The following is a 16242-nucleotide window of genomic DNA, read 5'->3' on the forward strand; positions in this document are numbered from 1 at the left end:
ACCATAAAAGAGTATCAAAATTTAATGTCTAATCAATCTAAAAATGTAGCATAAAGAGTATATAAATTTTGTCTCAAAAATAGTTGCAAGTTCATCTTCTTGTTGTAACGATATTTGATATAAAAAATAATAACAACAGCCATTAGTATTGTACAGATTATTAATAAAAAGGTATATTTCTTATTATCTTTTATCGTTTCCTCAGAAATAGATTTAATTTCTTGCTGTTCATATTTCCCTAAAAAGCTAGTACCGGAAGTATTCTGAATATTTTTTTTCTCTATTTCGACAAGACTTAATTTAGCAAATTTGTATGCGTTTTTATCATCTTTTATATTCTCATAATTGATACTTAGCAAATGATATATTTTTAGCTTGTTTTCATAAGTACATTTTGAAGAAGATTTCTCGTTATACAGCTTATTGATATAATAAAAAGCTGAGTCCGGTTTTTTAATAAAGGTATATATTTCTGCTTTTCCAAGCCAAATTATCTCTCTGGATAAGCTTTTATTCATTATTACAGAATCTTTTTCGCATTTGTTATAAAGTAACAATGAAGCCGCATATTGTTTTTTCAGTAATTTGAGATTAGCTTGCCTGCTTATTAATAAAGCTTTGGAGTACAAAGAAAAATTTGAAAGACTTTTCATTATTTCATAAGCATTTTCATAACTATATTGAGCAGAATCTAAAAGTTTACGATCACCAACATCTTTATACCATTTAACAAATGTATCTCCTTTCGTATTGTAGGCTGCAGCTATTTCTCCATTTTTAAGAAAACTGCTGTAAAGAGAGTTTTTTGCATCAAATCTGATATCCTTTAAATGTACATTCAAAAGTTCAATACTTTTTGTATAATTTCCTAATTCGGAATAGGCAACAGCTAAAAAAATTATTTGCTTTTTCTTATACACCGGACTCATCCCTTTTGAAAAAGAATTTAAATATTTAAGACCCTGCAGGATATTTCCAAGTCTTTTTTCAATATAAAATAATCTTGTTATCCCAATATGCTTTAGCCCTTCGTAATGCGATATTGTAAGCCTACTTTTATTATTTTCTAATTGTTTTAATGAGGCTAAAACTGCTTTTTTGGCCTCCAAATATTTCCCTTTTTTATATAAGACAGAAGCAGAATCCAACTTAATCAACAAATGATACTGCAATTTGTATTTTGATAATCTTTTAAATTTTAAATTTTCATTATTTAATTTAAAATGCACCAATTCCCACTGGTCTTTTTTAATAAGACTATCAATTTCTAATGATGTTTTTTCATTAAATGAATTTTGGGAAAAAACCCTTATAGATATAAAGAAAAGTATATAAAATATCTTTTTTACTGGAATCATTTGTGTTTTAAAATATTTCAAATTTAATTTAAATTATTCGCATAAAACAAATAATAACGAAAAATTATATTGTAAAATTAGAAAATAGCACAAAATAACACAATACGCCAACAACTAGATTATCAATAGTTTATAGACATTAAAATTAAACAATATTTTCAAATTTATAAATCTGATTACTATGTTCTTTTGAACAGCATAGTATTTAGATAGGTTTGTATTTTTAACTAAAAAAACATCTATGAAAAAAATTATTCTTTTTTTTGGATTATTGTTGATCATGCATATCCATGCACAAAGTCCATTATCAAAATTCACTGCAACAGTTGTAGGAACAAATACTGTTAATTTTTCAAATACAAGTAGTGGAAGCCCAAATTCTGTTTTATGGGAGTTTACGGGAGGTAGTCCTTCTACATCTACTGACCCCAATCCCTCTGTTTCCTATTTGGCAGCGGGAATATATACAGCAAAACTTACCGTCAGCAATGCGTCAGGAAATTCCGTGTCTACAAGAACGATAAAAATTTCTGCAGGAAACATTATTGATTTATCATCCGGTAAATATGATGACGGAACAATAATTGCCGATGGTGTTGCTGATCCGGACTGGACATATACCCATCCTAACGGCACAATTACCACTCCTCTAGCAAGATATACTGCAACTGCAGCAGGATGGTCCTCTGCTTCTACAGGAGGAATCGCCGGTGTTACAAGCTGGATAACAGGTAATAATGCAGATAATGGATATCATTTATATGACAGTAAGCAATTTACGATTCCGGAGAATGTTGCGGATGCGGTTCTTAATCTTCGCTCGCTATCATTCGTAAGAAACTGGACGTATCTGGAAAAAGTGAATGCCGACGGTACTCTTACCGAAATCCAAATTACCGCCACAACTTGGATGAGTGATGGCGCCAAAGGCTGGCTGAATTCCAGAAGTCCTGAGGTTGTTAATTATGCTTTGTCTCCCGGTAAATATTTTATACGAGTAAAAGTATACACCAATAGTACAGCACAAAGACAGGCAACAGATGTAAATGCCAATATTTCATTCGGAAAAGCTGTCACAGTTTCTCCTATACTTGATTTTTCGGCTTCTGCTCAAACAATCTGTAACGGAAACAGTGTGCAACTGACCACTAACCCAAGCCCCACAGGAGCTATAAGTAATAACTGGAAATTTGATAACGGAGCAAATGTATTGACATCCAATCAGAACAATCCTTCTGTCTCATTTACCAATGCAGGAGCCCATTATGCTGAACTTACCTCGGATTTTGGGGATTATATGCTTTCTTCATTAAAAATAAACAATTTCATACAGAGCTCTGCTGCACCTTCTGCACCTATCGTTTCTTTAAGTCAGTCCGGCTGTTCTGCTTCATCAGGTTCTGTTGTATTAAGTGATCTGCCCGCAAATTCACCATATGATATTAGTAAAAACGGGACTGTAATTTTGACGAATCAAACAGGAACTACGCAAAATATTTCCAATTTATCACCGGGAACTTATACCTTTGCGGTTACGGATTTAGCAACAGGCTGCGTTTCTTTAAATTCAGACAGCGTAACTATTGCACCGGCTGCGAATCCTACTTTGTCAATAGGTACTGTTGTTCAACCAATATGTTCTAACGGAGGAAGTATAACCGTAAATAGCTTGCCAATTACAGGATGGTCATTAAAAGCAGCTAGTTCAGATTATACCTATTCTGCAAGTGGTACAGACAGCAGTTATACATTTACGGGTCTACAGCCAGGAACATACTCTGTTTCGGTGACCACATCGGGAGGTTGTACGGCAACTGCCTCTCCAAATGTAACATTAAATACTCCTGTATTACCTACTTTCACATCTCAGGTGACCCAGGCTACCTGTACAACTACGGGAAGTATTGTTATAACAGCTACACCTGTAACAGCTACGACAGAGTATAGTTTTGATAACGGACAAACCTACCAAACATCAAATTCAAAAACAGGTCTATTGGGTGGAGATTATATTGTTTTAGTAAAAGATATGGTAAATGAATGTACATCATTACCAAAAACGGTTACTATAAATTCTACTCTTTCAATAAGTTCGCCGAGCAGTACTATTTGTAAAACCGCAAATACAGCAAGCACATTACAGCTTTCTCTTAGCAGTACAGCTACCGGTACATGGTCTGTAACGACTTCGCCTACAACAGCAGGAATCAGTATTTCTAATACAGGTCTTTTAACTGTGGCAGCAACGACTAATCCTACAGCTAAAGTTACTGCGACTGTCAAGTTTACTTCAGCTACATGTGGTACAATTACAAAAGATATTAGTATATATTCAACGTATAAAGCCACTTTTAGCCAGTTGCCAACTACTATTTGTTATGGTTCAATTCCAACTATCAACGGAACTTCTACAACCATCTTACCAAATACCGTATCTGTAACAGTAAATGGAGTAACCCAATCTATGACAGGAACCTGGTATCCTGCTTCTATTGATAATAAAATTACTACTATCTATACTTTTACACCTTCAAATAATACATTCAATAATCCTTGTATTAGTTTTAATCATACTATTACAGTAACTCAAAATATGAGTTTAATTGCCGGAGGTCTGAATGCAACAGTAAGAACGGGAGCTATTAATGAAATAGCAAGGTTTAATATGCCCACTACTGCAACTTTTTCAGGTACTGTTACTAATTCATCGGGTACTACTACAAATATTTCGAGTGATGCCAATTTCTATTTTGGTACTATATCAGAACTTGTAGGATATACCCGTATCATAAGAACAAAAGCAACTGCTCTTCCTGGTGATTATACTATAAAATTCACTTGTGTACAAAGTGGTTGTACCGCTACAGAAACGGTAAAAGTAAAGATTTTGGCATCTGACCAGCCTATATGGGCGTATGCACCAAACAGCTATATTTTTACAGGAAAAGATGACTCAGGAGCTGAAGCAGACGGTATAAAAATACCTGTAAAGAAAGCTTTTGAAATGTGGAAAGATAATATGGATCCAACAATTTCTTTCAATAATGCAATCCCAAGTACGGCAGTATTATCTGCATATGTATATTGGGAAGATGTTTCAGGCTTAGTAAAATCAGCAGGTGATTATAAGCTGGAAATGGAAGGAACGGGTGACGCTTCTAAAATTAAAGTATTAATAGATAAGTCTAAAGGGAAAGGAAATGCATTAATTGCACTTCACGCAGGTGCAAATGGTAATAACACAGACCCTATTTACTGGAGTTGGCATATTTGGAAAACAGACAATCCTACGATAAACGGAAGCACCTATCGATCTAGCGGATCAGAAACCAGAAAAAATATCGCGGGAGGAACTGAACCCATCCCGGCTTCAGACTGGAAATGGATGGATAGAAACTTAGGGGCAACCAATGCCGAGTTTTTAGGAAATGACTGGAACAAATCTTCAGGTCTTATGTATCAGTGGGGAAGAAAAGATCCTATACCTCCTCTTACTTATAAAGACGGAACAGCTTATGAAGTATACGGAGAAGTGGGTAGACTTATTGCTACCAACTTTCAGCAAAATGCTTCACCATACGGATGGATTGTTAGGCCTAATAATAATTCTACGAATCACTCAGAGGTGGCAAAAAATTTAAAATATGCCACTCAGAATCCTGCACAGCTTATTACCTATATCAGTAGATTGAACGAAACCTGGTTCTCTGATCAGGAATATAAATCTCTAGGATCCAATGAAGCGACAAGAGTATCTTGGGATTTATGGGCAGATAATAGAAGCGGCTTCTTTTCAAATGCAACATCAAGTACTACCACGTATAGTGTTGACGGATATTCATATGAATTAAAATCTCCGTTTGACCCTTGTCCTTGCGGATGGAGAATCCCGTCTCATTTAGGAGGAGCTACTGTTAATAACAATCTTAATCCTTTTGGAAGATCAAATAGTGGAGTAAATGATGACACAGATGCTGCAAAAGCTCAATTTTATTTGAATACCCCAACTACATTTTTAGAAAAGGTTAAAGTATATCCTCAAATTGGTTTTGATTTTAGAAATCAAACTACCACTTCAGGTGGAAGTACAGACAGAAATATGGGACTATTCCCAATAACAGGCGCATTTGTATTTGTTGGCCCTAATGAATTAAGTGATTACTACCACAGTACACCAATGGTAAACTATATCAATTGGCTTTCTACCGGTGGTGCACCTACTTCTACTTATTCTCCATGGAATGGAGTTCGAGGTTTTGGTTTGGTATCAGATTATCATACCACACCTGAAAATGCAGCTTATAAAATCAGTGTTAATCAGACAGCTCCAACTAAAGGAGCAGGTACGGTAAGATGTATGAGAGATCCATATTACAATAGTACATTTACTGCTGTAGATTTTAATGCTTTTAAAACAGATTTTATTGCAGCAACTTCTGTACAATATCCTGTTGAAACAGTTAAGGCATGGACTAAAGAAGCCAACAGTTATATTATAAAAACAGCTGAAAACTCTAAAACATTTAATTCAAGAAAGGCATATGCAATGCATCAGTTATATACTTCTGCAACTAATGCTTTTCCTGCGGGAACACCTTCATTAGAAGTTTACTGGACAACCAATCCTCTCTTAATAGAAAGTCTTAATTTATCTTCAGGTTCTACCATTGAAAATAGCTTATTGACTATTAACAGAAAACCAGGTGAATACGGTAATGCAGTTGTTGCTATGCATGTTGGTGAAACAGGTACATCTTCTGATCCTGTTATATGGAGCTGGCATATTTGGGCTCCTGAAACCGATCCTTCAGAATTACCGGTATATACCACTGAAACACCGGCGCCAAGTTCTGCAGGCCAGGTTATTAACCCTCCATATAATTTAATTGCACCTCAATTAAAAACCATTTTTATGGACAGGAACTTAGGAGCTTTGGTTGCTTTTCCAACGGTGACAGACAATGTAGATGATATTATTTATAGAAAATCTATCGGATTACATTACCAATGGGGAAGAAAAGATCCTTTACCTACATTTTTGGATCAGGATATGATTTATAAAGGAGGTAATACGATTAATTCAAGTCAATTCCTAAGTAGTTTTATAAGCAAATATTCTCAGTATTCTTCGTTAACGGGAATCGGAGCATCAGACAAACGTTATATTAAAACTCAGAAAATATTAGGATATTCAGCAGCTAATCCTTTAACATTTATGTATAATGATTCTGCTGCAGCTACAGACTGGCTTACTAATGATAAAGGAGCTGCTAACGACAGATGGGGGCATGCTACAGAAAAATCGCCTTTTGATCCTTGTCCGGATGGATGGAGAATCCCTGATTTTTCTTTCAATATCAGCTCTTTGCAAAAAGGAACCTCACCTTGGTATCTTGGCGATATTGCGGATCCTTTAAATCCTTCCAAAAAAGGAGTTTTACAGATTTGGGACACCAATGGAAGCAACCCGACGATAGCAAATGCAGCATCAAATGTTTATAATGGAAAATTAATAAAAACATCGGATAACAAATGGGCAGGATGGATTTTTAATGATGCAACCATTAATTACAAAATTGGAAATTACCCTATTTCCGGTATCCGTAATCTGAATGGAGTTTCCACAAGTGTAAACGAAATGGGTGTTTGGGCAGCTTCATCAGAAGCAGGTATTGCCAACGCATTTTCAACACGTCTTCAGAAGATGCAGACAGGACAATATTATGACATACAATTAGGAATGTCATGCCGCTGCGCAAAAATCCAGTACGATGCCACAACAGGTAAAGAAATCGGAAGATACGATCCAAATGCAATACCTGTGATGCCAAATACAGGAAAACAAGCGGTCAATACTTTTGCTAAAAAAGAAATTGAGCAAAAAGTAAACTCTGATAAACTTGTGGTATATCCAAATCCTGTAAGCACGGTATTATACATTAACGCAAAAGACACTAAAGACTACTATTATCAAATTTATAATATGTCCGGACAACTAGTAAAAACCGGAAAGTTTGAAAATAAGCAGACCGACGTTTCTTCCCTGATTTCAGGAGCATATCTTATAAGGATTAATGATTCTGAAGCAATGGTAAAAATTATTAAGAAATAATGTCTCACGAAAATGTAAACCTTAGCCTTTTTATATAAATATTAATTTAAAAATTTTATCAAAATGAAAAATTTCAAGAAAATTTCTCGAAGTGAATTAAAATCAATCAATGGAGGAATCTACAATTGTGCAAACATTCCGCCGGCAGATTGCCCTTGCAACCCCCATACACAATACAGATGTAATGGAGTATGTATTCCATTAGGTAATGCGTGTTATAAGCCTATCTAATTTAAAAAACACAAAAAAATTAAGTCTCATGTTACATGAGGCTTATTTTTTTTATTTTAGAGAAAATTAATGAATATATAATCTTTCCTAAAAACCGGATAATATAAATTTTATAATATTTTTATCAATTAACAAATTATTAGAAATTTAAGGATGAAAAAGAGCTCTGTGATTCTCCTTTAATCTGGCTCAAACGAACCAAGTCATCCACAAAAGTGTTTGAAGATATGCTCATCTTAGCCACTAAACCTTAAAAGAGAATTTTGTAAATTACTTAAAAACAAACAATTACAAATCTCTCTCTTTCTTTTTGTATCCGTCTTTTTTAAATACACTTTTTTAAATCTATTTGAAATTAATTAAATGTAGCTAAATAGTAAAGTATATAAAACATTTATTCCAGGGTTAATACACTAAGATTCAAAGCAATACCCATCACTAGAATAATAATCATACATCACATTTCGGGCAGTAGATTCCCGATCAATACAAATGTATGAAGAAAGGCTACAGTTTGGAAATTTCTATTTTCGAGCTCATTTAAAGCTATAAACCTTTTATTAACGGCAGTTTCAACTCTTTTTTACTCACACTTTAATTTAGCTGTATTGTATTGCAGGGGATACTTTTTAGTTTTTTACAAAATTATTTAAATTAATGTATAGTAAACTAATGCAAATTAATTTTCTTCACCTTAATTAAAGTTACTGAAAGTGAGGCCAATAGAAATAAAACTCCAGCCAGCATAATTGCGTTTGAAGGATTACTACTTAGAAAATTCTTGTAGATAAAACCAAATGAAACAGTCTGTATTAACATCGGGATAACAATCATCATATTGATAACCCCCATGTATACACCTCTTTTTTCTGCAGGAATTGAAGGAGAAACCATTGAATAAGGCAATCCCATCATTGCAGCCCAGCCAATTCCAAAAAGAACCATCGGTAATAATATTAAATATTCATTATGGATGAAGGGTAAAATCAGCAAAGCTATCCCCGTAGCAAAAAGACAAAAAACATACACATTTTTGGATGAATATTTTAGTGCAAAAGGGATGAGTAGCAGCGCTGAAATCATGGTGATAAAATTATAAAAACCATTCATCAGTCCTGTCTGACCTACAGCCGTTTCTACCAAATGAAGAATGTTTTTAGCCCAAGACATATCATTCTGTGATACCGAAAGCCCATTTTTTGAAAGTTCAATGAAACTATTTGCCTTTTGCTCATCATTCTCAGAAACATGATACAGAGTCTGTTTAATCATCGGCGTTGCAAACTGCCAGTAACAGAAAAGCGCATACCACTGAAACAAATATACCAGTGCCAACTGCCAAAGTATTTTAGGCATTTTTATAATAGCAGTAAAAATATCAACAAATGGAGTAAAAACGGTATCATTTTCTTTATCTGCTTTTAGCTTAATCAGTTCTTCATCGGTCGGAGGAATTTCTGGAGTTTTGTACACCGACCAGACCACTGATGAAATAGAACAGAAAGATCCTAAGAAAAACGAATAATAAACCCATGCAGGGATACCTCCTGATTCTGAACTTCCTCCAAAATATTTCTGAAAAACAAACAGAGATAGATTAGCCAAAGTAATTCCGCCCCCAACAAACAAACTTTGCATCTGAAAACCATAGGTCTGCTGTTCTTCCGGAAGTTTATCTCCGATAAAAGCTCTGTAAGGCTCCATTGCTGTATTGTTTGCGGCATCCAAAATCCATAATAATCCTACTGCCATCCATATTGAAGAACTGAATGGAAAAATAAACAATGCCAGACTGCAGAATACAGCACCAAGCAGAAAGAAAGGTTTCCGCCTTCCCCATTTCACGCTCCAGGTCTTATCACTGATTGCACCGATGAGTGGCTGAATCAGCAATCCTGTAACAGGACCCGCCAAATTGAGGATAGGTAGCTGATCCGCATGAGCACCCAAAAAGGAATACAAAGGATTTACAGCGGTCTGCTGAAGCCCAAAACTGTACTGAATCCCGAAAAAACCGACATTCATATTCCAGATCTGCCAAAAACTGAGCTTAGGAATTATTTTCTTATTCATGATTTATGGCTTTACAATTTGGTAATTTTTTCCAAGCACGATATCTGCCTTATGTTTGAATTGACGAATGATTTGATGCTCAATATCCAGAACCTTCTCAACAAAATCACTCTGCTCATCACGGTTTCTTTTCATTCGATTTTCATGAGTATCCTTATAATTGCGATCGATGAAAATACTGAAATCAAAGTCCTCAATGCTCAATATATAAGTTCCTTCAATAATTAGAACCTGAACGTCTGCAATATCCACAATTTCCTGAGAAACAGAGTTGTTCTGATAATGCACCAAAGGTTTTTCGATAGAAGAGCTCCCTTTTTTAAAATCTTTTATATTTTTTTCAATCAACTCCAACTGAACCTCATGTATTCCGACATTATCAAAACTTTCCTGACGGTTCTCATGATTAGTTTTCGGAGGAAGCTTAAAGTAATCATCCATCTGGATGACTAAACTTTTTATCCTATTTTCTTCCAAAACCTTTTTCAAAGCAAATGCGGTAACCGATTTTCCACTACCACTTTCTCCGCATATTCCAACTGCCCATTTTTCAGTGTGATTTTCATTTTGCTTTATAATTCTGTATATATTTTCAGCGGTAGTCAAATGCTTCTCCTCCAAATTAATTACATCTCCAATCATCTCTTAATCTGTTTTAAAAATAAATAGTTTTTGTTTACAATTAATCAATTTTCATCATTATATCTTCATCAAAAGATATCCTGACGCTGAAAAGCATAATTGATCTGTTCCTGAAGGAATCAACTGATCCGTAGAATAATATTCTCTGAAACTTGAACCTTTCTCCGTAAGAAGTTTTTCATACTGATTGACAATTTTCTCGGAAATTTCATCATACCCTCTTTTTTTCAATCCCAGGCAAAGCCAACCGAGATAAATAGACCACGAACCTCCGTTATGAAATTGATACGGGTGATTTTTGAAGTCATAGCTGTAGTTATTTTCCAATAAATTCCAATCAGCATCCTTTGGAAATATAATCGGATAAAAAACAGGAAGCATCCAATGCCTAAACTCTTCACTCAATTGTTCTAAAAACTCAGTAAAACCATCCATATCTATATCAAATCCCAGAAAGACCGCTAAAGCATTACCCGCAAGATCAAACCGTTCATCATAGCCGTTGGCATTTAGGGATGCCCATAAGTAAGGTTTTTCTTCAGCTTTCTGATAGGCATTCGGATGATATTTGCTTTCATCAGAAATATTCTTTCTGAAATTATTTTCGATCAGTTTTTTTGTTGATTCAGCAAGAGATTTTAGTTTTTCATCTGCATATAATTCCGCTGCATTTTTAAGAGCCCAATACCTAAGAATATTATCATACAAAACGTATCCAGACGTGACATATTCGTCTGCCCAATTTCCGCCTAACGGACTGTACAGAAGGCCTCGCTGATTAAATTCCCATGTTTTCAGACATGAGAATGCTTGGTATATTTTATCCTTTAAAGTTTCTTTCAATACCTCATCTTTAGAATATGTAATATATTCGCAAGCTCCAATAATCCACCAGATGGTTGCATCTGTTCTCCCGACAAGCGTCCCATAACTTGCTTTATCTCCATAAACATTGGAAGGAATCTGTCCGTTCTCCGCCTGATGATCTGCAAGGGTTTTTATTGATTTTTCCAAACCATCGACAATCATTGGGTTTTTGATCAAAATGCCGGTAATTCCTGTCATCATAGAATCTCTTGACCAGACTCTCGCATAATTGTCTTTCTTTTCAGAAGATGCAAGAATCCCCTGATCTGAAATTGCATTTTCTATAACTTTTAAGGCTTTTTCTGTAAACATATCAGTATTGAATATCGTTAAAGAAACTAACAGCAAATGATGCCGTTAGTTTCCGTATAAAATTATTTTAGTTTAAATCAGTAATCATTAAATTATAATGATTCATCATTAAAAATCAAACTTTACACTTGCTCCAAAAGTTCTTCCGGTAAGTGTTCTTGCTCTGATGATTCCGTTTGTTCCCTGCAAAGTTCCTTCTTCTGCTTCTGTGATTGCCAAAGCATTAAAGACATTATTGGCATTTACATTAAGTGTAAGGTTTTTTAGTAATTTGTAAGAAACATAAGGATTTACAATGATATATCCAGGCATTATCAGTTTGTTACTATCCTGAGTAAATGCTTTTGTAGATCCGACTGCGAAGAAACCAAAGCTTAATTTTTCAATATTCACATTCGGATTAAAAGAATACATCAGTTTCGGAGTTCTTCTCGGCATATTACCAATAATGGTCTGATCAATTGCGTTTTTAATTTCGGCGTGGGTATAAGTCAATCCGGCTTTGATGTCAAAACTTTTATTAATCTTATAGAATCCGTCGAACTCGACTCCAAAAGACTCATATCTATTTTCTGTTCTAAGCTGTGTAGTTGCTTCGTAATTCGCTTCGATCGTTTTAGCCTGAAACAAAGTTGTATTCAGAAAATAGTTTGAACCTCTTAATTTATACCCTACTTCAATCTGATTCAATTTATTGACTTTCACCGCATCCAAAGCTGGATCATCATTATTAGTATAATTGTAGCCTGCAAAAAGAATTCGGTCAGCGGAGGCACTTCCGCCCTGACTTACTCTTGCAAAAACTGCATTATGTGAATTTAAAGCATAGTTGGCTCCAAAAGAATAACCGAAAATACCGTATTGATAATCTACAGGAACCGTTCCGTTCACGACTTCAACTGCCAGTTCCGGGGTTTCCAAAGTTCCATTCTGATTAATGTCGATTGCCCTTGTGGTATTTTGTGTTCCTGAAAAACTTCCCGAAACATTTCCGAAATCATATCTGGCACCAAAATCCAACGTTAATTTTTCAATCGGATTTATTTCCACTTGAGCATGTGGAGCAATGACTGAGTATTTGGTATCATAATTTCTGTTGACTCCCCCAAAAGCCGGAACACCGTAGTTAAGAAGTCCGTTGTCTGTAATTTTAGTTCCTGTATTACTTACAATATCAACCAATCTGGCGTTGTTATCAGAAACTTCCATCAGGTAAGTATTCCAGTTCCATGAAATGTTGATGTTTTGAGAACTGTTGTACACACCTGCATTCATTTTCACCTTACTCCATTTTTTGCTGATATTGATATCACTGAAGAAATTATTAAGATTATTCATTTTGGTGTTGAACAAAACGGTTTTCATATATTTTGCATTGCCATCAACTGCGGTATTTGTTCCTGCATATACTGCACTGCCATATCCCGCAACAGATTCTAAAATTTCAGCCTTGCTCCCGACGGAAGCAGGAAAAGGAGCTAAAAACTGACCGTCATTTGCAGCATATTTTGCCTTTGCATCCAGTTTCCAGCCGGAACCGAAGTCATAATTAAATTCAGCTCCAACGGTTTTAGATACTGAATGCATTCCGTCACGGATATCACTTTTTAATATTTGTCCGTTTGCACCAAGTGTAACATCATTTTTAAAATTGGAAGACTGCAAAGCACCAGTTAAAATATCATAATTATTTAAAGAGCTGTAATCCGGATTTGAATCTGATCCTGAAACAGCGATAGGCATCGGCATATAAGCTACTGTACGATCGTCCAAATATTTACCATATATTCTAATATTTCCTTTTTCAAATTTCTTTAATAAAGATAAACGGAACTGTCCTCCGTTATTAGAAGTATATCCTGTTTTTCTCGGGCCATCCCCACCTCTGTAGAATCCGCCCACACCGATATAAAAATCTTTGCCAAGCGGTGTTCCATAGTCGATATCTGTCCTGAAATTTTTATAATTCAAGCCTATCTGCTGGGTGATGCTTCCTCCTTCTTTTTCACCTGTTTTTGTAATAAAATTAATAATACCTGCCGGTGAGTTTGAAGCAAAAACTGATGCGGATCCCCCTCTCAATGCTTCAACACGAGACACGAAAGAATCAAATCTTGTAAACTGATCCTGAGTTCCAAAAGCTATATCTCCAAACTGCATTACCGGAAGACCGTCTTCCTGAATCAATAAATATCTTGAACCTCCCGCAGAAACAGGAACCCCTCTCACGGTAATATTTGAATTCCCCTCACCTCCTGAAGATTCTGCACGAATTCCCGGAATTGTTCTAAAGATTTCAGCGGTAGTTCTTGGAGCTGAATTGATAATATCGGCTGACTTTAACGTGGAAATTGATGTACTTGTTTTAATGGAGGCTTTTGGATTCGAATTTCCTGTGATGACTACCTCATCGATCGTTTTACTTCTTGGGGATAACGTGTCGTTTACCACAGACTGAGAAAACATGAATGCTGCCATATTCATCGTCCCGAAAATCAGTAATTTCTTTATTACCTGTGATTCCATAATTTTTTTGAGTTTTTTTGTTATGTCTCAAAAGTATTTTTTTTAAGACATCAAAAAAGGTCTTTTAACGGATCGTTAACGGATCAAGAATATCAAACGTTTGCGCAAACGTTTGCGGTTGATAACTTTTATTAAAATTAACTTTTATTTAACAATTAAACCTTGCTTATTTAACAAAAATTAACAAAAATAAATTCGAAAAATATCCTTAATTTCTCCAGATAATTGATGCGACAACTCCAAATGAGAAGAACTACCCTAAAAGACCTTGCTGAAATGCTTCAAATCAGTACATCCACAGTTTCAAGAGCTCTAAAGGATCATCCCGACATCAGCAGTGCCGTGAAAATGAAAGTAAAAGAGGCCGCGGAAACCTTTAATTACGTTCCGAATGATTTTGCTGTTAATTTCAGGAAGAAATCCTCAAAAGTTATTGGTCTTATTGTTCCTGAAATAACAATGTTCTTCATTCCATCGATTATCAAAGGTATTTCGTCAGTACTTAACAAGGAAGGCTACCATTTTTTCATATTATCATCGAATGATTCTTTTGAAACTGAAAAGGAACATATAGAAACATGTATTAATTCAAGAGTAGATGGTATTTTAATTTCCCTGACCAACGAAACTAAAGATTGCGACCATTTAAAAAAATTGAAGGAGATGGAGATCCCAACCATCATTTTTGACAAAACCGTTCCTCAAAACATTTTTGAATCTGTCATTTTTGATAATATTAAAAATGCCGAATTATGTGCTGAAAAATTAATCGATCAGGGATGCAAAAACATATTGGCCATATTTGGTGACGAAAATTTAGAAATTACACAAAGCAGGCTGATATCGTTTAAAAGTAGCATAAATCAAGTCCCTGAAATCAATCTGAGTATCATATTTTGTAAATCTGCCAATCTGGTAAAAGAAAAATTAGACCTACTATTGGATGATGATTCTATCGATGGTTTTTTTGCCATGAGTGATGAAACACTGATGGGTTTACACAGCTCATTGATTAAAAGAAGCCTGAACAATACCAACAGAAAAGTGGTTGCAATAAGTGAAGGAACTTTACCAAAATATCTTGATGAAACATACGAATATCAAATAAATGATGGATATGAAATGGGAACTTTTGCTGCGATACAATTACTGACTTCGATAAAAAAAGAAGCATCGGGAACTCATGAAACTGAAACTGCAATACACCAAATTTAGCTTGCATACTAATAAGAAATTTTTACTTGATTTTCTTTTCTAGAATTTTTATTTGTTCTTTTAGAAGCTCAATCTCTTTTTGCTGTTCTTGAATTGCTTTTGTAAGGATTACTGTCATTTCTGCATAGTTTACACCCAATGTTTTTATTTCATCATTAGCTGTAGTTACAAGTTCAGGCATTGTGACTTTTATCTCCTGCGCAATAAATCCCACTTTTCTATCCTTACCTAATTCTTCATTTTTATATCTGTAGTTGATTGTACGAAGATTTAAAACTTCTTTCAAACCGTAAGGATTATCTGTAATATCTTTTTTAATTCTTATATCAGAAGGTGTTATTGTACCCGAAGCAAGAATATTCCCAATAACATGAAGCTTTTCAGTGGGAGATGTTGTTCCTACTCCTAATCTTCCTGAACGTGTAAGAGATAGTATGTTTGCAATAGATGTACCAGCATTATCAGATACTGTTTGAAAATTTAAGAATGGTTCGGTAGCGTTTTGAGTATAGTTGATTTTTAAGACTCTGCTTCCAATTGGTGCATTAACATTTTCAAGATAAAGACCAGGTCCGGAAAATCCAGCAGCTACAGCATTACCCGTAATGGCTATTCCTGAAATAAAACTATTTGTTATCCCACTTGCTGTGTTAAGTTCAGTAATATGTAGCTGTTGTTTAGGTAAAATAGTCCCCATTCCAACGTAACCGTTATTTAGCATAATAAGGTCATTTGATTGCTGTGCTGCATTTGGAACTCCAGTGGCAGGATTGTCTTTCGCTCCATCTATATGAAAGATACCCTGCGGATTTTGGGTATGAATACCTACTTGCGTAAAAGCGGAACCAAAACAAAAAATTGTAAATAAAATAATTAATTTTTTTTTCATTGTTTTTGATTTTTTTT

Annotated in this window: 9 protein-coding genes; 3 read left to right on the forward strand and 6 right to left on the reverse strand. The window is 34.9% G+C overall.

The genetic code is table 11. From position 1 onward, the window contains the following. Positions 1 to 32: 32 nt before the first annotated feature. A complete protein-coding gene (locus BT156_RS19980; RefSeq protein WP_072412697.1) occupies positions 33 to 1358 on the reverse strand; it encodes a hypothetical protein in 1326 nt (441 codons plus the stop codon). Between the two features lie 241 nt (positions 1359 to 1599). On the opposite strand from BT156_RS19980, the gene BT156_RS19985 reads away from it, so the two are divergent. Continuing rightward, positions 1600 to 7470 carry a T9SS type A sorting domain-containing protein gene (locus BT156_RS19985; protein WP_072412698.1) on the forward strand — a complete coding sequence of 1957 codons (5871 nt, stop codon included), beginning with the start codon at positions 1600 to 1602 and terminating at the stop codon, positions 7468 to 7470. 63 nt (positions 7471 to 7533) lie between these two features. Continuing rightward, positions 7534 to 7701, forward strand: a complete 168-nt coding sequence (locus BT156_RS22675) for a bacteriocin-like protein (protein ID WP_435522182.1) — start codon at positions 7534 to 7536, stop codon at positions 7699 to 7701. A 669-nt stretch (positions 7702 to 8370) separates the two neighbouring features. On the opposite strand, the gene BT156_RS19990 is transcribed toward BT156_RS22675, so the two are convergent. The 4 genes from BT156_RS19990 to BT156_RS20005 form a co-directional block, all read right to left on the reverse strand. Then, positions 8371 to 9774: an MFS transporter gene (locus BT156_RS19990; RefSeq protein WP_072412699.1), complete on the reverse strand. Its 1404-nt coding sequence runs from the start codon at positions 9772 to 9774 to the stop codon at positions 8371 to 8373. A 3-nt stretch (positions 9775 to 9777) separates the two neighbouring features. Continuing rightward, entirely contained in the window at positions 9778 to 10416 is a 639-nt protein-coding gene (locus BT156_RS19995) for a uridine kinase family protein (protein WP_072412700.1), read from the reverse strand. Positions 10417 to 10473: 57 nt separating this feature from the next. Next, complete coding sequence (locus BT156_RS20000) at positions 10474 to 11595, reverse strand: amylo-alpha-1,6-glucosidase (RefSeq protein ID WP_072412701.1); 1122 nt, start codon at positions 11593 to 11595, stop codon at positions 10474 to 10476. Positions 11596 to 11703: 108 nt separating this feature from the next. Beyond that, positions 11704 to 14121, reverse strand: coding sequence for a TonB-dependent receptor (locus BT156_RS20005; protein ID WP_072412702.1), 2418 nt, complete (start codon positions 14119 to 14121; stop codon positions 11704 to 11706). Between the two features lie 243 nt (positions 14122 to 14364). On the opposite strand from BT156_RS20005, the gene BT156_RS20010 reads away from it, so the two are divergent. After that, positions 14365 to 15336 (forward strand): LacI family DNA-binding transcriptional regulator, encoded by a 972-nt coding sequence (locus BT156_RS20010; RefSeq protein ID WP_072412703.1) that lies wholly within the window; start codon positions 14365 to 14367, stop codon positions 15334 to 15336. Positions 15337 to 15358: 22 nt separating this feature from the next. Here the strand turns inward: BT156_RS20010 and BT156_RS20015 are convergent, their stop codons facing one another. Beyond that, complete coding sequence (locus BT156_RS20015; protein ID WP_072412704.1) at positions 15359 to 16225, reverse strand: tail fiber domain-containing protein; 867 nt, start codon at positions 16223 to 16225, stop codon at positions 15359 to 15361. Positions 16226 to 16242 lie beyond the last annotated feature (17 nt).

It is taken from the genome of Chryseobacterium limigenitum (assembly GCF_900114875.1).
In the GTDB taxonomy this organism is placed as follows: domain Bacteria; phylum Bacteroidota; class Bacteroidia; order Flavobacteriales; family Weeksellaceae; genus Chryseobacterium; species Chryseobacterium limigenitum.

What these genes read in the sequence shown, in the direction of transcription:
- BT156_RS20015 (WP_072412704.1), bottom strand. Translation starts at nt 16,225, where the DNA reads ATGAAAAAAAAATTAATTATTTTATTTACAATTTTTTGTTTTGGTTCC.
- BT156_RS20000 (WP_072412701.1), bottom strand. Translation starts at nt 11,595, where the DNA reads ATGTTTACAGAAAAAGCCTTAAAAGTTATAGAAAATGCAATTTCAGAT.
- BT156_RS20005 (WP_072412702.1), bottom strand. Translation starts at nt 14,121, where the DNA reads ATGGAATCACAGGTAATAAAGAAATTACTGATTTTCGGGACGATGAAT.
- BT156_RS19995 (WP_072412700.1), bottom strand. Translation starts at nt 10,416, where the DNA reads ATGATTGGAGATGTAATTAATTTGGAGGAGAAGCATTTGACTACCGCT.
- BT156_RS19985 (WP_072412698.1), top strand. Translation starts at nt 1,600, where the DNA reads ATGAAAAAAATTATTCTTTTTTTTGGATTATTGTTGATCATGCATATC.
- BT156_RS22675 (WP_435522182.1), top strand. Translation starts at nt 7,534, where the DNA reads ATGAAAAATTTCAAGAAAATTTCTCGAAGTGAATTAAAATCAATCAAT.
- BT156_RS19990 (WP_072412699.1), bottom strand. Translation starts at nt 9,774, where the DNA reads ATGAATAAGAAAATAATTCCTAAGCTCAGTTTTTGGCAGATCTGGAAT.
- BT156_RS19980 (WP_072412697.1), bottom strand. Translation starts at nt 1,358, where the DNA reads ATGATTCCAGTAAAAAAGATATTTTATATACTTTTCTTTATATCTATA.
- BT156_RS20010 (WP_072412703.1), top strand. Translation starts at nt 14,365, where the DNA reads ATGAGAAGAACTACCCTAAAAGACCTTGCTGAAATGCTTCAAATCAGT.